Source organism: Nocardia cyriacigeorgica, assembly GCF_010858045.1.
Classification (GTDB): Bacteria; Actinomycetota; Actinomycetes; order Mycobacteriales; family Mycobacteriaceae; genus Nocardia; species Nocardia cyriacigeorgica_E.
Genome location: NZ_JAAGVC010000038.1, coordinates 29,954 through 51,077, shown reverse-complemented (window position 1 = coordinate 51,077; position 21,124 = coordinate 29,954). Strand labels below are relative to the sequence as shown.

At 70.3% G+C, this 21,124-nt stretch carries 8 protein-coding genes; 1 reads left to right on the top strand and 7 read right to left on the bottom strand.

Going from position 1 to position 21,124, the window contains the following annotated elements; all coding sequences use genetic code 11:
- The first annotated feature begins 595 nt into the window (after positions 1–595).
- Positions 596–1,960 carry a magnesium transporter gene (gene mgtE, locus GV790_RS23675; RefSeq protein ID WP_163816198.1) on the top strand — a complete coding sequence of 455 codons (1,365 nt, stop codon included), beginning with the start codon at positions 596–598 and terminating at the stop codon, positions 1,958–1,960.
- A 15-nt stretch (positions 1,961–1,975) separates the two neighbouring features.
- Here the strand turns inward: mgtE and GV790_RS23670 are convergent, their stop codons facing one another.
- From GV790_RS23670 to GV790_RS23640, 7 genes are all read right to left on the bottom strand, one after another.
- Complete coding sequence (locus GV790_RS23670; RefSeq protein WP_163816196.1) at positions 1,976–2,896, bottom strand: hypothetical protein; 921 nt, start codon at positions 2,894–2,896, stop codon at positions 1,976–1,978.
- Positions 2,897–3,012: 116 nt separating this feature from the next.
- Positions 3,013–3,975 carry a class 1b ribonucleoside-diphosphate reductase subunit beta gene (gene nrdF, locus GV790_RS23665; protein ID WP_014352279.1) on the bottom strand — a complete coding sequence of 321 codons (963 nt, stop codon included), beginning with the start codon at positions 3,973–3,975 and terminating at the stop codon, positions 3,013–3,015.
- Positions 3,976–4,269: 294 nt separating this feature from the next.
- Positions 4,270–5,145, bottom strand: coding sequence for a dioxygenase family protein (locus GV790_RS23660; protein WP_163816210.1), 876 nt, complete (start codon positions 5,143–5,145; stop codon positions 4,270–4,272).
- A 170-nt stretch (positions 5,146–5,315) separates the two neighbouring features.
- A complete protein-coding gene (locus GV790_RS23655; protein WP_163816193.1) occupies positions 5,316–6,137 on the bottom strand; it encodes an ABC transporter permease in 822 nt (273 codons plus the stop codon).
- Positions 6,134–6,952 carry an ABC transporter permease gene (locus tag GV790_RS23650; RefSeq protein ID WP_163816191.1) on the bottom strand — a complete coding sequence of 273 codons (819 nt, stop codon included), beginning with the start codon at positions 6,950–6,952 and terminating at the stop codon, positions 6,134–6,136. Before GV790_RS23650 ends, GV790_RS23655 begins: the two co-directional genes overlap by 4 nt.
- The gene (locus GV790_RS23645; protein WP_163816189.1) at positions 6,949–7,950 is read right to left on the bottom strand and encodes an ATP-binding cassette domain-containing protein; all 1,002 of its coding nucleotides are present in this window, start codon (positions 7,948–7,950) and stop codon (positions 6,949–6,951) included. The genes GV790_RS23650 and GV790_RS23645 overlap by 4 nt, the downstream gene beginning before the upstream one ends.
- Positions 7,947–21,098 (bottom strand): non-ribosomal peptide synthetase, encoded by a 13,152-nt coding sequence (locus GV790_RS23640; RefSeq protein ID WP_163816187.1) that lies wholly within the window; start codon positions 21,096–21,098, stop codon positions 7,947–7,949. Before GV790_RS23640 ends, GV790_RS23645 begins: the two co-directional genes overlap by 4 nt.
- Between the last annotated feature and the right edge of the window lie 26 nt (positions 21,099–21,124).

Here is a 21,124-nt window from a genome sequence, read left to right as displayed (position 1 = left end):
CCGGTTCTTATGCAAACGCATTCCCGTGCAGGATACATCCCATCTGTCCCACCCGCGCCCCGGAATTGGTCCAGCTCAGCTACCTGCCGCAGCTGTGAAGGGTGGTCCGCCTCATCCTGGCGGGCCGGCAATCGCGGCCATGCCGAGTAGCCGGGGCTCGACAGAGTCCGCCAGGCCCGGAGTGGCTTCTGGCTGCGTCAGCCCGGCTGCCGGTGCGACGCCCGGCGGGTGTGACGGCGGCGACGCGGGGAGCTGTTGTCCGACACGCCCGGGGTGTGAAACGCCGTGTGACGAACGTGTCGGTGCGCGGGTGGGACAGATGGGATGTATCCTGCACGGGAATGCGTTTGCATAAGAACCGGTGGGCGTCCGCCTGCCGGTAGTGGGGACCGGCCGCGATATGACGCGGCGGCGAATTCCGGAGGAGGTGGTGTTGCGATGCGCAGCGAACCTCCCAGTCGAAGGCCGCGCGGCGCCGCGCCTTCGCGTTCCCGGTAGCAGGTTCTTCCGGCGGTAGCGACTGGCGTGAGCGCCCGCGGTGTGATGTCGATTTCCGATTCACTCGCCAACTCACTGCTGTGCCGAGGACTTTGCCATGTCGCAGACCGAACTGATCCACGAGCGTCCCACGCTGTCGGAATCCCTGCAGGATGTCGTCGAACGCCACCGCGTCGACGCGGCCCTGCACTGGCTCGACACCCACCCACCCCACGTCATCGCCGACGAGATCGCCCGCATGGACGCCGTCGGCGCCGGTGTCGCGTTCCGGCTGCTGGACAAGGACCTCGCGCTGGCGGTGTTCGAAGAGCTGGAGCCGGTCGACCAGCAGCAGATCCTGCAGGGCATGCGGGATCAGAGTTTCCGCGAACTGGTCGAGGCCATGGCGCCCGACGACCGTGCCCGGATGCTGCGCGAGGCACCGGCCAAGGTCGCCAAGAAGGCGTTGGCGGGGCTGAGCCCGCGCGAACGCCGGATGACCGCCGCCCTGCTCGGCTACCCGGAGGGCTCGGTCGGCCGGTATATGACGCCGGAAGTCGTTGCGCTGCCGGGGAATCTGACCGTCGCCGAAGCCTTGCGCACCGTGCAGCTCAAGGGTGCGGGCGCCGAAACCGTCTACACCCTGCCCGTGGTCGACACCGGACGCCGGTTGCGCGGCATCGTGGAACTGCGGGAGCTGGTGCTCAGCAGCCCCGAGACGATGGTGGCCGATCTGGTCGTCACCGAGCCCGCGTTCGTCCGCGCCACCGACTCCGCGGAGAAGGCGGCCCGGTTGATGCGCGAGACCAACGACCTCAACCTGCCCGTCGTCGACAGTGAGGATCGCCTCGTCGGGCTGCTGACCTTCGATGACGCGGTGGAGGTCATCGAGGCCGCCGACACCGAGGACGTCGCCAAGCAGTCCGGTTCGGCGCCGTGGGAAGGCCACTACATGGCGGCGGGGGTCTTCCAGCTGGCCCGGTACCGGGCACTGTGGCTGCTGCTGTTGCTGCTGGCGGCCACCTTGACCGTCAGCGTGACCGATTTCTTCGAGGGCACCCTCGAACAGGCCGCGCAGCTGGCGCTGTTCATCCCGCTGCTGATCGGAGCGGGTGGCAATGCGGGTGCGCAGGCCGCCACCGCGTGCGTGCGCGCGCTGGCGGTCGGTGAGGTTCGTGGCAGCGATCTGCTGAAGGTGATCTGGCGCGAATGCCGGGTGGGGCTGGTACTCGGGGCCATGCTGGCCGGGGCAGGCGTGGTGATCGGGGCCTTCTTCGTCGGCCCGCGCATCGCGGTGGTCGTCGGCGTCACGCTCATCATCATCTGCGGGTGGGCGGCGACCATCGGCGGCACCATGCCGCTGCTGGCCAAGCGGTTGCGGATCGACCCGGCCGTGGTGTCGGCGCCGATGGTGACCACGCTGGTGGACGCGACCGGCCTGATCATCTACTTCACCACCGCGAAGCTGGTGCTCGGGATCTGAGCCGGACCGCCGCGCTCAGGGCAGCGGGTACATGGTCATCAGCTGGTCGCGGGCCCGCTCGACCTCCGGCTGATTCTTACCGAGCACGGTGATCACGGGCAGTGCGCCGCCGGGCAGCTCCGGGCCCACCGCGAAGGTGTAGCCGATGAATTGGCCGCCGCCGACGCGGCCGACGTAGACGGTGCGGTTGTCCATCGTGACGGTCTGATCGCGGCGGATCTCGTCTTCGGCCTGGTAGCCGTACTCGATGGCGGTGGGCGCGTCGGCGGTGCCGAACCGGCAGGTGTGGGCGGTCTGATAGTCGTGCACGGGCAGTGGGGTGGCGGCGAGCTTCGGCAGCGCCTCGCACGGGTCGGCGCCGGTGAGCACGGTGCGCACCGAATCCGGCGAGGTGCCGTAGCCGGGGCTGCTCGGCAGCTGCTCGATCGCGGTGTCGATCAGCGCGTTGCCGATCGCGCAGGTGTCGACCGGGGTCGGCGCCTCGACGGTCAGCACGATCTGTGCCATCGACGGGAATTCCGCGGTGGCCCAGCACTGTTTCGGCTCCGCGGTGGACCCGAGATCCTCCGGTGAGAGCACCTCGACCTTGACCTCACCGACCCGCCGGGTCTCCTGGACGGTGCTTGCGGCCGGCGCCCACGCCAGCGCCCAGGTGGTGTCGACCGCCGATCCGCCGGCGTCGAGGCGGGCCCGGCAGCCGTTGATCGTCTGCCCACCGACGTGCACCTCGCCGACGGTCCCGTGCTCTTGCAGTGCCGACCGCGGTATCAGGGCGCACGGATCGACCGTGCGGATGCGCTGGAACACCTCGGAGACCTGCGCCTCGGAGACGGCGGGGGTGAACCAGATCTCATCGACCGGACTCGACGCGCTCTGCTGCTGACAGCCGACGCCGCCGATCACTACTGCGGCAACGATGGCCAGGCGACGCAACAACGAAACTCCCTCGGGTGGGCGCCGACCCACCGAGGGGGACCGGTCTTCGGACAAAATAACTCGAGCCCGACGCCACGATCGAATCGTGGACGCCGGGCTCGAGCAGACCGCCGGTTCTAGAACTCCCAGTCTTCGTCTTCGGTGTTGACGGCCTTGCCGATGACGTAGCTGGACCCGGATCCGGAGAAGAAGTCGTGGTTCTCGTCGGCGTTGGGCGAGAGCGCCGACAGGATGGCCGGGTTGACTTCGGTTTCGTCCTTGGGGAACAGGCCCTCGTAGCCGAGGTTCATCAGCGCCTTGTTGGCGTTGTAGCGCAGGAACTTCTTGACGTCTTCGGTGAGGCCCACCTCGTCGTAGAGATCCTGGGTGTATTCGACCTCGTTGTCGTAGAGCTCGAACAGCAGCTCGAAGGTGTAGTTCTTGAGCTCGTCGCGTTCGGCCTGGGTGACCTGCTCGAGGCCCTTCTGGTACTTGTAGCCGATGTAGTAGCCGTGCACCGCCTCGTCGCGGATGATCAGCCGGATCATATCGGCGGTGTTGGTGAGCTTGGCCCGCGATGACCAGTGCATCGGCAGGTAGAAACCGGAGTAGAACAGGAAGCTCTCCAGCAGGGTTGAGGCCACCTTGCGCTTGAGCGGCTCGTCACCGCGGTAGTAGTCGAGCACGATCTCGGCCTTGCGCTGGAGGTTGCGGTTCTCCTCCGACCAGCGGAAGGCATCGTCGATCTCGCGGGTGGAGCACAGCGTGGAGAAGATCGAGCTGTAGCTCTTCGCGTGCACCGATTCCATGAACGCGATGTTGGTGAGCACCGCCTCCTCGTGCGGGGTGAGCGCATCGGGGATCAGGCTCACCGCGCCGACGGTGCCCTGGATGGTGTCGAGCAGCGTGAGGCCGGTGAAGACCCGCATGGTCAGCTGCTTCTCGTCGGCGGTCAGGGTGTTCCACGACGGGATGTCGTTGGACACCGGCACCTTCTCCGGCAGCCAGAAGTTGCCGGTCAGCCGGTCCCAGACCTCGGCATCCTTCTCGTCGGGCACCCGATTCCAGTTGATGGCCGACACCCGATCGATCAGTTTCATCCTGCCTCCACGCCTTTCCCGCGCACATCCGAGCACGCTGCTGTCACGGAATTCCCTACACCCAGAACACTACTCCTTGTGGGTGACAACTCCGGACAACACAACACCTTGTGTCGAGCGGCCATCCTCACCGGCCAGGTGGGGAGCTGTGGCGGCCGCTGCCGTGCGCCCCATTGTCCGCCATCGCCGGGCCGGGGCGTGCATCGGTGCCGGGTGCGTCGCGCGCGATCGCGGAGGATTTGCCAGACCCGCAGGTGGGGCGCCTCGGGCGGCCGGGGACCGGGGCGGGATCGCTCAGTTGCCGGGCTGCGGGCGGGTGCCGCCGGGCGGTGGCCCCGGCGGGCGGCCGTTGCTCGCGCCCGGTGGCATCCCGCCGGGGGCGCCGCCGTCGGGGGAGGTGTTGGCCGATTTTTCCGCGACGCCGATGGTGAGGGTGGCGGTGAGGCCGGCGGCGGGGGAGCCGGTGACGTCGGCGAGCTCGGCGTCCCAGCCGTCGCCGAAGACCATGTCCGAATCCAGCGATACCGCCGACAGATTCGGGATGCTGGCCGAATAGCCGGAGTCGTAGGCGTAGACGGCTTCGCAGGCGTCCTCGGGCAGGGCGATCTGTGAGGTGAGGCGGGCGTTGTCGCCGGCGACCGCGGCTTCGAGGGAGTCGTAGACCTCGAAATGCAGGTGCGGCCAGCGGCCGTCGTAGCAGGCCGGGAAGATCGAGGCGAAGGTGATCTTGCCCGCACTGTCGGCGATCTGGACTCCGCGCAGATAGTTCTGTTCGGTGACGCCGTCGCTGTAGAGCGAATAGCGGCCTTCCCGGTCGCACTGCCACAGATACAGCGCCATGCCCGCGCCGAGGGTCCCGGCGGCCAGATCGTGCAGGGTGAGGTCGATGGTGAGCGGCACACCCTCCGCCACACCGGTGTAGGCGCCGAAGCTGCCGGTGATATCGGAGCGGACGACGCCGGATTCGATCAGCACGTTCGGGCCATTGGAACCGTCGCCGGGGTAGGGGCCGGCGGTTTCGGCGGGTGCGGCGACGGGCGTCTCGGTCGACGCCGCCGTGCGCGTCGTCACGGCCTCGGCGCCGTCGTCGCTCGCGCACCCGGCTGCCACCGCGGCAGCCCCCGCGGCGCCCGCCGCACCGAACATCCACAGCGCCCGTCGACGCGACATCACCCGCAGATCGTGCGCGAGCCCCAGATCGTGCTCGTGCTCGCCGCCGCGCCTGTGCTGTCTGCCCACGAGATGTCCTTCCCTCGATCCACGTTGTCGTTCACGACGCTATGGCTGCCGGCTCCGGCCGGGCTGGGCATTCGCTGGGAGTCGGCTGTGAGCCGGGAGGGTCAGCGCCGGCTGGCCCGCCGGTACCCGATGGTGGCCGGTACCGCGAACAGCACGATCGCGGCGGCCGACCACAGCAGGGTCAAGGTGAGCGGCCGGGCCAGTTCGCCGCCCTTGGCGAGGGCGCGCATGGTGTCCACGGCGGTCGACATGGGCTGGTTGTGCACGATCGGTTGCAGCCACTGCGGGTAGGCGGCCAGCGGGACGAAGCCGGTGCTGAAGAACATCATCAGCGAGGTGAGGATCGTAATCGCCTCCACCAGGGTGGCTTTGGCGGTGTAGACCGCGACGGCGGTGACCACGGTGGCGAACGCCAGGCCGAACAGGGTGGGCACGAGCAGGAACGCGACCGTCGCGGCCAGACCCTGCTGGAAGCGGAAGCCGAGCAGGTAGCCGACGATGACCACGGTGACGGTGCCGGCGAAGATCCGGCAGCCCTCGGCGAGAATCCGCGAGGCCAGGCCCGACGCTCGATGCACCGGCAGTACCCAGAACCGCGCCAGCAGCCCGGCATCGCGTTCCCGTCCGAGCAGCACCCCGCCGGCGACCGCGCCCGAGAGCGCGCCGACGACGGCGACCATCGGGACCGAACCGTAGAGCGCGTCCTGGCCGGTGAACTTCTGGATCTGCCCGCCCACCACGATGTCGAGCATGAGCAGCAGCAGGCAGGGGATGAGCAGGGTCTCCAGCAGGGTGATCGGGTTGCGCGCCCAGCGCAGCAGCAGCCGCTGGGTCTGGATGACGGTGTGCCGGATCAGCGCGGTAGCCGAGGTTTCCGGCGCGGTGCGCAGGTCGGCGGGGTGGGCGGCGGGCAGGGTCATCATCGCCTCCTGGCACTCAGCCGCACCGCCGCGGGCGCGCAGACCGCGAGGATGCCGAAGGCCCAGGCCAGCGGCGGCCCCATGAGCGACCACGACACGTCGCCGGCATTGCCGAGGGTGTCGCCGGCCAGCGCGCGCAAAGCGATGACGAACTGGGAGACCGGCTGGTTGCGCACGAACGGCTGCACCCACTCCGGGAATTGGGCCGCGGGTGCGAGTCCGGTGGACAGCATGCCGAGGATCAACGGCGGCAGCACCAGCGCCTGCGTGGTGGCCTCCGGGCTCTTCGACAGTGTGCCGATGACGTCGGCCGCCAGCGTCAACGCGATGCCAACGAGCAGCGCGAACAACAGGAACCCCAGTGTGTGCACGGCATCGAGGCGGAACCGGAACCCGATGACGTACCCGCAGACCAGCGCCGTGGTGAGCGCGATGACCAACCGGAAGACGTTGCCCGACATCCGCGCGGCGACCGGAACGAACGGGTTGATCGGCATGGCGCCGAAGCGGCGGTTGAGTCCGGCGACGGCGTCGGTGGCCGACCGGAAGGCCGCCGAGATGGCGGTGAACGCGGCCGCCTGCAGGATCACGATCGGCATCATGAACTGGGCGTAGCTGCTGAAACCGGTGCCCGCGAACATCATCACGGTCTTCAGCGGCAGATAGAAGCTCGCGGTGAAGGCCGCCGGTGCGAGGATCGAGGACAGGATCTCACCGGACCGCACCGACGGCACGATGAACCGGGCGGTGAGCACCCACCACTGCGCGGGGGTCACCTGCCGGGCCCGTGTGCCCGTCAACCAGACCGCGGCGGTCATGGCAGTGCCTGTGCCGCAGCGGGTTGCGGCTCGGCCTCGGACTCGGTGGCGGCGAGGTGGCCGGTGAGCTGGAGGAAGACGTCGTCGAGCGACGGGCGGCGCAGTGCAATGTCGACCAGTTCGACCCCGGCCGCGTCCAGTCGCCGCAGCGCCTCCGCCAGCGTTTTCGCGCCATCGGGGGCGGGGATCGCGATGCGGTCGGATTCGGTGGTGAACATCGCCCGATTGCCCTGCGGCAGCAGCGAACCGAGCGCGTCGGCGATGGCCGGCAGATCGCCGAGATCCAGCGGCACGACCTCGCAATAGCTGCCACCGGTGCGGGCCTTCAGTTCGTCGGCGGTGCCCGCGGCGATCACCACGCCGTGATCGATGACGATGATCCGGTCGCTGAGCGCGTCGGCCTCTTCCAGGTACTGGGTGGTGAGCAGGGTGGTGATGCCCGCCTGCTGGAAGCCGCCGACCAGATCCCAGACGCCCTGTCTGCTGCGTGGATCGAGGCCGGTGGTCGGCTCGTCCAGGAACACCACCTCCGGGCGCACGACCAGCCCGCAGGCGATATCGATGCGGCGCCGCATACCGCCGGAATAGGTGCCGACCCGCCGTCCCGCCGCGGCGACCAGGTCGAAGGCGGCGATCAGCTCGTCGGCGCGGGCGCGGGCGGCGCGTTTGCGCAAACCCATCAGCCTGCCGAACATCACCAGGTTCTCGTAGCCGCTGAGCATGTCGTCGAGGGCGGCGTACTGGCCGGTCAGCATGATGGATCGGCGCACCGCGGCCGGGTCGGCGACCACATCGTGGCCGGCCACCACCGCGCGCCCGCGATCGGGCGGGATCAGCGTGGACAGGATGTTCACCGTCGTGGTCTTGCCCGCGCCGTTGGGGCCGAGGATGCCGAGCACCTCGCCGGGGGCGGCGTGGAAGTCGACGCCGCGCAGCGCGTGGACGGCGCCGAAGGATTTCTCGATGCCTTCGACGAGGACGCCGTGATCGGGACTCATTGCGGGCCTCCCAGATGGGTATCGAGCTCCTGCGCGATGATCGAGAGCGCGTAGGGGGTGGTCATTTCGTCGTGGGTGACGTCGACGTCGTGGTCGGTGATCGTCCCGCTCACATAGGGTCGCCAGCCCTCGGGCCCGAAGATGTCGGAGCTGTCGACGGTGGCGCTGAAATACACCAGGTCGCCGTCGTAGCGCGGCCGCTGGTAGCCGGTGCGGGTGCGGGCGGAGGCGTTGTAGGAGGCCGCCATGCGTTCGATGGTGTCGGCGTCGATGATCGAGACGCCGCCGAAGCGTTCCCGGATCAGTTCGGCGGCTTCCCGCGCGGTGGCCTCGGCGGGCACGTTGTCGATGCCGAACACGGCGCCGAAACTGTTGACGAATCCGCCGGGGGTGAGCCGCTCGATGCTGTCGCCGTCGATATCGGCGGTGTCGGCGTCCAGCAGCGCCACCACGCCCACCGTCGCGCCCTGCGCGCGCAGTTTCGCCGCCATGTTGTGGGCGATGAGTCCGCCGAAGGACCAGCCGAGCAGGTGGTAGGGCCCGTCGGGCTGAAGGGCACGGATTTCGCGGATATAGCGGTCGGCGAACTCGTCGATGGAGCGGGCCGAGGGTTCGCGACCGGACAGGTCGGGCGCTTGCAGGCCGTAGATCGGGCGGCCCGGCCGCAGCCGTTCGGCCAACCCGAGGTAACTCCAGGCCATGCCCGAGGAGGGGTGGACGCAGAACAGTGCCGGTTCGCTGCCGTCGGGGCGGATCGGCAGCAGCACGTCGAGGCCGAGTCCCGTTGCCGGGGCGGGTGTCTGCGGCGCGGCTTCGGTGCGCTGGGCCTCCGGTGACGCGGCGTAGGTGGCGAGGGCGGCGAGCGCTTCGATCCACAGGTCCGCCAATTCGGTGACGTCGGCGCCGTCCAGCAGGGTGCGCGGATAGCCGAATGTCGCGTGCAGCCGGTCGCCGATGACCACCGAATCCACCGCGAGCGCGGACATCAACGGGACATCGGGATGTTCGGGGGCGGGCAGTTCGCCGAGATCGTCGGTCGGTAGCCAGCCAAGACCCTCCAGGCCCGCCGGGATGTCGGCGGTGGAGTACCGGCCGAGATAGTTGAACGCGATCTGCCCTGGCAGTGCGCGCGGAAGCCGCTGCGCGGTCTCGGGATACAGGTAGCGCAGCAGGCCGAATCCGATGCCCTTGTCCGGCACCGCGCGCAGCGTGCGTTCGACCGCGCGCACCGCGGCGCCCATCGCGTGGCCGCCGGTGAAGGCGTCGTCGACGTCGATACCGGTGAGCGCCAAGCGCACCGGGTAGAGGCTGGTGAACCAGCCGACCGTCCGCGACAGGTCGGCCCCTGGCACGACCTCCTCCTGCCGGCCGTGGCCTTCGAGCCGGATCAGCGCGGTGGATTCGGTGGTGCCGCGCCGGGCGCGCCAGTGCATCAGGGCCAGCGCGAGCGCGGCGAGCAGGCCGTCGTTGACGCCGCCGCCGGACAACCGTGGCAGGTTGCCGAGCAGGGCCGCGGTGACGTCGGCGGCGACCGTCACCTCGACCGTGCGCAGCGTGTCGGACAGGTCGATCGCCGGATCCAGTGCGCGGGGGCCGAGCAGCGGGTCGGGTCCGTCCACGACCGCACGCCAGTAGTCGAGTTCGGCGATGCGGTGCTCGGTGTGGGCCTGCTCGGTCAGTGCGTGCGACCAGCGGCGCATGGAGGTGCCGGTCTCGGCGAGCACCGGCGCTGTCGCGGTGCTGACCTGCGCCCAGGCCGCGATCAGATCGGGCACCAGGATGCGCCAGGACACCGCGTCGACGGCGAGATGATGCAGCACCACGATCAACCGGCCCGATGCGGTCCTGGTGCCGGCCGCGCCGACCGGATCCAGCCACAGGAACTGCGCCAGGACCCCCTCGGCCGGGTCGAGCCGGTGCAGCGCCGAATCCAGTTCGGTGACCGCGAATTCGTGCAGCTCGACGGTATCGGCCACGGCGTCGAAGGTGATCCGGTGCAGGAGAGCCCCGACGTCGACCGCGCCAGGGGCCGCGACACTCCACCGCCAGTCCGTACCGTCGTGGCGCAGCCGCGAGCGCAGCATGTCGTGCCGGTCGACCACGGCGGTGAGGGTCGCGACCAGCTGCTCGCGGTCGATGCCCAAAGGCAGCTCGAGTACCGCCGTCTGGGCGAACCGGCCGAAATCACCGCCGCGCTCGATCATGTAGCGCACGATCGGGGTGAGCGGCAGTTCGCCGACACCGCCGCCGGGCAGCTCCTCCAGCATGACGGCGGGGCCTGCCGCGTCGGCGGCCGCGGCCAGCGCCGCGACGGTGCGATGTTCGAAGACCTGTAGTGGCGTGCAGGCGATCCCGCGCAGTTTCGCCCGCGACACCAGCTGGATCGCCAGGATGCTGTCGCCGCCGAGGGCGAAGAAGGAATCGTCGGCGCCCACTCGTGGACGGCCGAGCAGTTCGCCGAAGATCTCGGCGAGGGCCTGCTCGGTCGGGGTGCCCGGCGGCCGGTAGGCGGTCTGCTCGGTGGCGAAGACCGGCGCGGGCAGCGCATCGCGGTCCAGTTTGCCGACGGCGGTGCGCGGTATCTCCTCCAGCACGACGAACGCCGCGGGCACCATGTACGACGGCAGGATGTCGGCGGCGAACGTCTGCACCGCCGTCAGGTCGATCTCCGCGCCAGGTGCGCGCACCAGATAGGCCGCCAGTGCCGTGGATCCGGTGGGGCCGGGGACACCGAGGGTGACGGCGAAGTCGACGCCCTCGGCGCGTCCAAGCACCGCATCGATCTCGCCGAGCTCGACGCGCTGCCCGCGCACCTTGATCTGGAAGTCGGTGCGCCCCAGATATTCCAGCTCCACCGTGCCCGTGTTCGTGCGCACCCAGCGGGCCAGGTCACCGCTGCGATACAGGCGAGTGCCTGGCGCGCCGAACGGGTCGGCGACGAAGCGCGCGGCGGTGAGGCCGGGCCGGTTGTGATAGCCGCGCGCCAACGCGGGGCCGGTCAGATACAGCTCGCCCGCGACGCCGACCGGGACCGGGCGCAGGTGATCGTCGAGCACCAGCACCGCCGCTCCGCGAATCGGTGCGCCGATGGTGACGGGCGAGTTCGGCAGCAGCGGCCGCGATGCCGTCGCCCAAATGGTGAATTCGGCGGGACCGTACAGGTTCAGCATGCGGCGATGGGGGCCGCTGCACCAGCGCTCGACCAGCTCGGCGCCCACCGCCTCGCCCGCCACCGCCAGCATCCGCACGCTCGACACCGCGTCGGCGTCGACGGTGGCCAGCGCCGACGGCGTGATGACCAGATGGCTGACCTGCTCGGCCTCGATCAGCTCGGCCAGCGGGCTGCCACCGTAGACCTCCGGCGGCGCGACGACCGCTGCCGCACCCGATCCGAACGCCATCAGCGCCTCGAAGATCGAGGCGTCGAAGCTCGGTGACGCTACCTGAAGGACACGGGCCTGCTCGTCGAGCCCGAGCAGCTCACCTTGTGCGGCAACGAGATCGGCCAGCCCACGGTGGGTGACGGTGACCCCCTTCGGGGTGCCGGTCGAGCCGGAGGTGTAGATCAGCCAGGCGGGCTGATCCGGGTGCGGCTCGGGGACCGGACGCGGTGACGAAGCCACCGCGGGGTCGCCGTCCAGGACTACCCAGTGCGTGCTGTCGGGAAGTGCGGGCCGATGGGCGGCGACCGTGACACCGAGCCGGGCACGGGAATCGCCCAGCATGTGCTCGATCCGGTCCACCGGATGCTTCGGATCGACCGGCAGGAACGCCGCGCCGGTCTTCGCGGTGGCCCACAGCGCGATGAGCAGCTGCGCTGATCGTGGCATGCCGAGGGCGACAACGGTTTCCGGTCCGGCGCCGGCCTCGATCAGTCGCGCGGCGAGCCGGTCGGAGTCGGTATCGAGGTCGCGATAGGTCCGCGTCCGCCCGTCGGCGATGATCGCGGGACGATCCGGATACCGCTGAACCGAGCGGGCCAGGAGCTGCGCCAGCGTCGTGGTCCCCGCGCTGCCGGGCCCGCGCACCGGAACCAGCTCGGCGCGCTCGGCGTCGTCGAGGAGATCGATCTCGGCCAGCGGCGCCCCGGGATCGGCGACGACGGCGGCGAGCAGCCGCACCCAGCGCCGGGCCAGCGTCGCGGCGGTGTCGGGTTCGAACAGGTCGGTGGCGTAGGTCAGCAGGCCCTGCACACCCTCCGGCCCGCCGGGGCCGAAGCGTTCGCGGAGGTCGAGGATGAGATCGAATTGCGCGCTGTCACGCTGGAAGTCCTGCACCTGCACCCGCAGACCGGGCAGTTCGAGCATCGGTTCGACGAAGTTCTGCAACGACAGCGAGACCTGGAAGATCGGATGATGCGCGGTCGAGCGCGGCGGGTCCAGGACCTGCACCAGCCGTTCGAACGGCACATCGGCCGCGGCGAACGCGTCCAGATCGCGTCCACGCACCGAGGCGAGGAATTCGGCGAAACTCAGCCGTTGATCTACCGGGGTGCGCAGGGCGAGCGTGTTGACGAACATGCCGACCAGCCGGTCCAGCGCTGCATCGCCGCGACCGGCCACGGGCGTGCCGATCACGATGTCGTCGGTGCTGCCGAGCCGGGCGAGCACGGCCGCCAGCGTCGCGTGCAACACCATGAACACGCTGGTCTCGGTGGTCGCGGCCAGTTCGGTGAGCCGGCGATGCAGCGCGGGATCGATGGTGAGCGGCACATCCGCACTGCGCATCGACTGCACCGCCGGACGCGGCCGGTCGGCGGGCAGATCGAGCACGTCGGGCGCGCCTGCCAGGGTTTCGGTCCAATACCGGATCTGCTGCGCGGCCAGGGATTCCGGATCGGTTTCGTCGCCGAGTAGCTCACGGTGCCACAGCGCGAAGTCCGCGTACTGGACGGGCAGCGGCGCCTGCTCGGATTCGGTGACGGTCGCCGACGGCCCACCCACCGCCACGGAACGATGCCTGGCGTAGGCGGCCATCAGGTCGGTGGCCAGCGGCGCCATGGAGAACCCGTCGGCACTGATGTGATGGACCACCAGGACCAGCACATGCTCCGGTTCGGCCGTGCCGATGAGGCGGAAGAGGCCGAGCCGCAGCGGGGGCTGCTCGGTGATGTCGAAACCGGCACCGGTCAGCTCCGCGATGCGGACCCGGAGTGCGGCACCGTCATCGGTATTGGTGATCTCGAGTGCCGGCGTGGCGACCTCGGCGCCGATCACCACCTGACGCGGCCCCTCGGCATCGGCGGGGTAGATCGTGCGCAGGCTCTCGTGGCGGCCCACCACATCGCCGAGTGCCCGGCGCAGCGCGGCGAGATCGAGGTCGCCGGTCAGGCGCAGCGCGACGGCGATGTTGTAGGCCGCCGACGCCGGGTCCATCCGGTTCAGCACCCACATGCGCTGCTGGGCGGGCGAGAGCGGCACCCGGTCCGGGCGCACCCGGGGCGCGAGCACGAACCGGCCCCGCGCGCCGTCGGTGGCGGGCACGATCCGGGCCGAGAGCTGGGCGACGGTCGGTGCGTCGAACAGGTCGCGCAGCGCGATGGTCGAGCCCAATGCCGCGTTGACCCGCGCCACCACCCTGGTCGCGCTGAGGGAATTGCCGCCCAGTTCGAAGAACGACTCGTCCGCACCGACCCGTTCGCTGCCGAGCACGTCGGCGAAGACCTCGGCGACGGCCTGCTCCACCGGTCCGCGCGGCGCGAGGTAGGGCCGCCGAGCCGCGGCGAAGTCCGGCACCGGCAGCGCGGCCCGATCCAGCTTGCCGACCGGCGTCAACGGGATCTCGTCCAGCACCACCAGATAGGCGGGCACCATGTATCCGGGAAGTTCAGCGGCGACGCGGGCGCGTAGCTGTTCCGGGTCGAGCGTCGCACCGGCGACGGACAGCACATACGACACCAGCACCGTCGCCCCCGCCGGCCCGGCCCGGCCGATGGTGACGGCGTATTCGACGTCATCGACCGCCGACAGCACCGCGTCGATCTCACCGAGTTCGATGCGCAGACCACGGATCTTCACCTGGAAATCGCTGCGCCCCAGATACTCCAGCGCCAACGCGGAGTCGCCGTCGCGCACCCACCGCACCATATCCCCGGTGCGGTACATCCGCTCGCCCGCGTTACCCGAGGGGTAGGCGACGAATCGCCCCGCCGTCAAGGCGGGCCGGTTGAAGTAGCCGCGGGCCAGCGCCGGGCCCGCCAGATACAGCTCGCCCGCGACCCCGACCGGCACCGGACGCAACCAGGTATCGAGCACCAGCGCCGACGCGCCACGAATCGGGCCGCCGATGGTGATCGGCGCACCCGCGGTGAGTTCGGCCGGACCGGTGGCCCACACACTGAACTCGGTGGGGCCGTACACGTTCACCATGCGCCTGCCCGGTGCCCAGCGCGCGATCAGCTCGGGGGTCGCGGCCTCTCCGGCGACGGCGAGTACCCGCAGTTCCGACAGGTCCGTCGGCTCCATGGTGGCCAGCGCCGAGGGCGTGATCACGGCATGGGTGACCCGCCGAGTGCGCAGCAAACGCTGGAGTTCGCTGCCGCCATACACCTCCGGCGGCGCGACCACCAGCCGCGCGCCCGCGCTGTGCGCCATCACCAGCTCCGACACCGACGCGTCGAAACTCGGTGAGGCCACCTGCAATACCGCCGCGGAGGCATCGATGCCAAGGGTTTCGCGTTTGCCCGCGGCGAGATTGGCGATCCCGCGATGGCTCACCAGCACGGCCTTGGGTTTGCCGGTGGAGCCGGAGGTGTAGATCAGATACGCGGTCTGGTCCAGATCGATCGGGCCGCCGCGCTCGGCGTCGGTGATCGGGTCCGCCGAGACGGTCATGGCGCGGCGCATGGTGGGCAGGTCGTCGAGCAGCAGCCAGTCGATGGTGCCGGGCAAGCTCTCGCCGATCTCGGTGACCGTCACGCCGATGGGGGCCTTCGAATCGGTGAGCATGTGCTCGATCCGTTCCACCGGATGACTCGGATCCAGCGGCACGAACGCCGCGCCCGTCTTGGCCAGCGCCCACACCGCCACCACCGATTCCAGCGAGCGGGTCAGGGCCAGCACCACGAACACCTCGCGGCCGACGCCGCGCCGCAGCAGCACCCGGGCGAACCGGTTCGACCAGGCATCGAGATCGCCGTAGGTCATGGTGAGTTCGCCGGCGTCCACCGCGAGGGCGGCGCGGTCGAGGCGGGCGCCGTCGGCGAGGATGTCGGGCAGCGGTCGCTGCGGCGCCGACGGCGGCCCCTGCACCGGTGCGAGTGCGGCGAGTTCGACGTCGTCGCAGTACCGCAGCCGGGCCACCGGGCGCCCGGGATCGTCGGCGAGCTGCACCAGCAGCCGGACGAAACGATCCAGCAGCGGGCCCGCCTCGCTCGCGTCGAAGTGGTCGGCGAGGTATTTCAGCGTGATCCGCAGCGAATCGCGGCCGTCGAGCCCGCGCAGTGGAATCACCATGAGATTCAGCGGATACGGCGTGGCATCGGTGCCCGCCACATCGAGCACCCGCATCCCGGCGATGTCGAGAGCCTGCGACAGCGCTTCCCTATCGATCGGATACGACTCGAACACCGCGAGCGTGTCGAACAGTTCCGGCAGTCCGACGGCCTGATGGATGGCGGCGAGCCCGACATGCTGATGATCGAGCAACCGCGCCTGCTCGGCCTGCACCCGCGCGAGCAGGTCCGCCACCGATTCGCCCGGCGCGAACCGCACCCGCACCGGCAGGGTGTTGATGAACAGCCCGACCATGTCCTCGACGCCGGCCAGTTCGGGCGGCCTGCCCGACACCGTGCCGCCGAACACCACGTCGGTGCGTCCGGTGAGCATGGCGAGCAGCATGGCCCACGCCGCTTGCACCATCGTGTTGACCGTCGCCCCACAGTCGCGGGCCGCCGATTCGAGCCGGGCGAGGGTCGTCGCGGTGAGCTCGGCGGAGACCTCGGCGGTCTGCGGGGATTCGATATCGGCCAGCGATGCGACCGCCCGGGTGGGGGTGTCGACACCCGCGAGATACCGCGACCACGCCTGGACCGAGGCGTCCTGATCCTGTTCGGCCAGCCAGGCCAGGAATTCCCGGTAGGACCGGGCGGGCGCGAACGCGGTGGTGTCACCCGAGGTGACGTAGAGGGTGAGCAGTTCGCGCACCAGCAGCGGCGTGGACCAGCCGTCCAGCACCAGATGGTGGTTGGTCATGATCAGCCGGTAGGTGTCCGGTCCGAGGTGGATGAGGGTGAACCGCAGCAGCGGCGGACGGGTGAGATCGAAGCGGGTGTTCGCGTCCAGGGCGATCAGCCGGTGCAGTTCCCGATCACGTTCGGCCTCGCCGGTCGCGGTGAGATCGATCTCCTGCCAGCCGACCTCGGCTGACCCCAGCACCAATTGACGTGGGCCGTCCTCGGTTTCGGTGAACGCCACCCGTAGGTTCTCGTGCCGGTCGACCAGCGCCTGCGCGGCGCTGCGCAGCCGGTCCGCGTCGACGGCGCCGGCGAGGGTGAGCAGCGACTGCACCGTGTAGCCGTCGGCGGTGTCGGAGTCGTAGCGGGCGTGGAAGAGCAGGCCGTACTGCAAGGGCGAGAGCGGCCACACGTCAACCAGGTCGGGGTAGCGCTGCTCCCAGTCGTCGATCTGGGCCTGGGTGAGCGGGACGAGGTCGAAGTCCGACGGCGACCGTCCACCGGCGCCCGCGTGGCCCGCATGCGTGACCAGCGCTCGCAGGGCCGCGCTCCACAGCTCGGCGAGCTCGGCCACGTCGTCGGCGTCGAGCAGGTGGCCCGCATAGTCCCAGGTCACCTCCAGCCCGCCGTCGGTAAGCACGGCATTGATATCGATCACGGCGGGCAGCGGTGCGCCATCGTCCTGGGTGGCGGCGAAGCGGCGCGGCAGCCACGCGCCGGAGGTGGCGGTGCCCGCCCGGCCGAGGTAGTTGAATCCGAGCTGCGGCTGCGGTGTCTCGGCCAGGGCCGCGGCGGTTTCGGCGTCGAGGTGACGCAGCATGCCGTAGCCGACGCCCTTGTCCGGGACCGCGCGCAACTGTTCCTTGGTCGCTTTCACCGCGGCGCCCGCGGCGGCGCCACCGGCGAACGCGTCGTCGAGGTCGATGCCGGCCAGGTCGATCGCGACCGGGTACACGCTGGTGAACCAGCCGACGGTGCGCGCCACATCGGCGCCGGGCAGGATCTCCTCGGCCCGGCCGTGCCCTTCGAGGGTGATCAGCGCACCGGTGCGGGTTCGCCAGCGGCACAGCGCCATCGTCAGTGCGGCGAGCAACACATCGTCGGCGCCGCAGTGGAATCGATCGGGCACGGTGGTCACCGCGGCATCGGCGATCTCGGCCGGGATCACCGTCTGATGGCGGCCCATGGTGGCGACCACGTCGACCGCGGGATCGAGGGCGCGGCGGCCGAACGGGGGATCCTCGGTCGACAGGATGCGTTGCCACACCGGCAGTTCGGCCGCGCGGGTCGCGACCTGCTCGGTCTGCGCCCGCGCCCAGCGCCGGAACGACGTGCCCACCGGCGCGAGCTCGCCGCCCGCGGCCGCGACGGCCAGATCGGGCAGCAGGATGCGCCACGAGATTCCGTCGGTGACCAGATGATGCAGCACCAGCCAGCACAGCGGTTCGGCGTCGCCGTGCTCGATGATGACGAAGCGGGCCACCACACCGGCTTCGGGATCGAGCCGGTCGGCGGCGTCCTGGAGTGCGCGCTCACAGGTGGTTTCGGGGTCGGGCCCAGCCTCGATGACGTCGATCAGCGCGTCGACCTCGACCGAACCCGGCCCGGCGACAACCCATTCCCACGCCTCGCCGACCGGTCGCAACGTCGATCGCAGCACATCGTGGTGGTCGATGACGGTCCGCAGCGCGGCACACAACCGGTCCCGGGTGAACCCGTCCGGCAGCCCGATCAGCACGGCTTGCGCGAACCGATGCCATGGGCGCCCGTGCTCCACCATCGCCCACACGATCGGCGTGAGGTCCACCGGACCCACCCCACCGCCGGGCAACTCGCGCACCTGCTCCGCCGACACCTCGGTAGCGACAGCGGCCAACGCCGCCACCGTCTTTCGCTCGAACACATCGCGCGCGCTGAACCCCAATCCGGCCGCCTTGGCCCGCGACACCAGCTGGATCGAGACGATGCTGTCGCCGCCGAGCGCGAAGAAACTGTCGTCGACGCCCACCGCGTCCAGGCCGAGGACCTCGGCGAACAGGGCGGCGAGCGTGTGCTCGGCTGGAGTGGACGGCGCCCGCCCGGTGGTCGGTGCCGGAGCGAAATCCGGTGCGGGCAGCGCCTTACGGTCCACCTTGCCCAGCGGGGTGAGCGGCACCTGGTCGAGCATCATGATCACCGAGGGCACCATGTAGGCGGGCAGGCTCCGGCCCACCGCCGCACGCAGAGCCTCCGGATGGACGTCGCCGGCGGCCAGCACATACGACACCAGAGCTGTTGACCCCGCAGGAGTCTCGGTCCCGAGGGTCAACGCGAACTCCACCCCCGGTTGCCGCTGCAGCGCATCGTCGATCTCGCCGAGCTCGATCCGGAAGCCGCGGATCTTGACCTGGAAGTCGCTGCGGCCCTGGTACTCCAGCTCGTGCCGGCCGTGCGCGGCGATCCAGCGCACCAGATCGCCGGTGCGATACATCCGCGCGCCGGGGGAGTACGGGTCGGCGACGAACCTGCTCGCCGTCAGCCCGGTACGCCGGTGGTAGCCGCGCGCCACCCCTGGACCCGCGAGATACAGCTCGCCGACGGCGCCGGGCGCCACCGGGCGCAACCACGCATCCAGCACCACCGCACGGACCGCACGGGCCGGGCCACCGATGGTCACCGGGGCGCCGGGCGTCATCGGCGCGGTGAGGGTGGCGGTGACGGTGGTCTCGGTCGGTCCGTAGCCATTGATGAGCGCGCGGCCCGCCCAGGTGGTCACCAGTTCCGGCGGGCAGGCGTCACCGCCGACGACCACCGTCCGCAGCCGCGGCAGCGACGCCGGATCCAGCGATCCCACCACCGTCGGCGTCACATTGAGATGGGTGACCTCGAAGGTGCGCAGCACCTCGGCCAGCTCCTCGCCCGCAAACGCGGCGGGCGGCACCACCACCAGCGTGGCCCCCGCGGTGTAAGCGATGAGGATCTCCTCGACCGAGATGTCGAAGCTGGGCGAGACGGCATGTGCGACAACAGCGTCGGCGTCGACACCGAAGCCCGCGCCGGAGCCGGCCGCCAGATCGGCGAGACCACGGTGGGTGACCAGGACGCCTTTGGGCAGACCGGTGGAACCGGAGGTGTAGATGATGTAGGCGACCTGATCCAGACGCACGGGCGCGCGTCGGTCGGCGTCGTGAACCGGCCCCGGATCCCGCGCGGCCACCGATTCGGCGGTGGCGAGATCGTCGAGCACCAGCCACTCCACGTGCTCCGGCAAGGTCTCGCGCGCGTCGGCCACCGTGACGCCCGCGACCACACCGCTGTCGTCGAGCATGTGCTCGATACGGTCCAGCGGATACGTGGGATCGATCGGCACGAACGCCGCGCCGGTCTTCGCGATCGCGAACATCGCCAGCACCGATTCCACCGAACGCGGGATGGCCGTGGCGACACCGCGTTCGGGCCCGGCCCCGGCCGTGATCAGCACCCGGGCCAGCCGGTTGGTGTACTCGTCGACCTCGCGGTAGGTCAGCCGCACCGCGCCGCCCACCAGCGCGACGGCCTCCGGGTCGCGCACCGCGGCGAGCAGTTCGGGCAGCGTCCGCTCGGCGCCACCCGCAGGGCCGTGCGCAGGCACCAGCTCACCCCGCTCGGCGTGGGTCAGCGCCACGATGCCTGCCAGCGGGGCGTCGACCCCCGCGGCCAGGAATCGGTGCAGGAACAGCAGGAACCGTTCGTGGTGGGCTGCCAGTTCGGGATCGCTGTAGAGGTTGGCGTTGGCCTGGAAATCGATGTGGGTGCTCTCCCCGCCGACGCCCGGATACAGGTTGACGAACAGATCGTCGATCAGCCCGGAGGTGAGCACATGCAGCCGGCCGACGACCGAGCCGAGCGTGATCCTGGTGTCGGCCATCATCAGATTCACCGTCGGACCGAAGGAGGCGGCCTCGTCCATGGACCAGCCAAGATCGCGGACGATGTCCTCCTGCCGGTAGCGCTGTCGCCGCAGCGCACCGGTCAGCTCGCCCTGCGCGGCCAGGATCGTCGCACCCACCGTCATCGTCGGCGACAGCGTCAGCCGCAGCGGGACCACATTGGCGATCATCCCGCCCGAACGCCGCAGCGTCGCGGTGATCCGCGCCGACACCGGCAGGCTCAGCACCACCTCGCCGGCGCCGGTCATCGTCGACAGGTAGGCGGCGAACGCGGCCACCACCGTCGGCGCCATCCCGGAACCGGCCGCCTCGGCCACCTCGTCCAGTAGGGCCGCGGTCTCGGCGGGCAGCGCGCCCGCGACGCGGGCCGGATGCGCCTCGACCTCGGCGGTGCGCCCGGCCAGATTCACCGGATCGGCCATTCCGGCCAGATGGTCACGCCAGTACTCACGGTCGGCGGCGAACCGGTCGGAGCTGCGATAGGCCAGATCGGCGTCGACGATGCGGCGCAGATCCTCGGCCTTGCACGGCGGCGCCTGCCTGCCCTCGGCGGCCGCGTTGTACAGCTCGGCGGTGCGCTGCACCATGGCCAGCGCGCCCATGCCGTCGAGCACGATGTGGTGGATGCGCGAATACCAGAACCAGCGCTCATCGCTCAGCCGCAGCATCGCCATCCGCACCAGCCGATCCCGGGTCAGCTCCAGGGGCGCGGAATATTCGGCGCGCATCCAGGCGTGTGCCGCGGCCTCCGGGTCCGGCTCCGCGCGCAGGTCCAGTTCGCGGATGCTGTCGTCCAGCGTGGGATCGACGACCTGGAACGGATGGCCGTCGACCTCGATCAGTCGCAGATACCCGGTGCCGAACTCGCGCCCGGCCTGCCGGGCGGCCGCTGCCAGGGCTTGCGCGTCGATCGGCCCGGCCAGCTCGATGTACTGGGCGATCGAGATCGGGGTGTCGCCCGCGACGTGCTGGGCGAACCAGATACCGCGCTGGGCGGCAGAGAGCGGGAACGCGCCCGCCGGGAGAGCGGGTGCGGAGTCGGTGGGTGCGGAGGATAGCTGTGTCATGGAAGTCCTACGTTCCGACCGCGCTG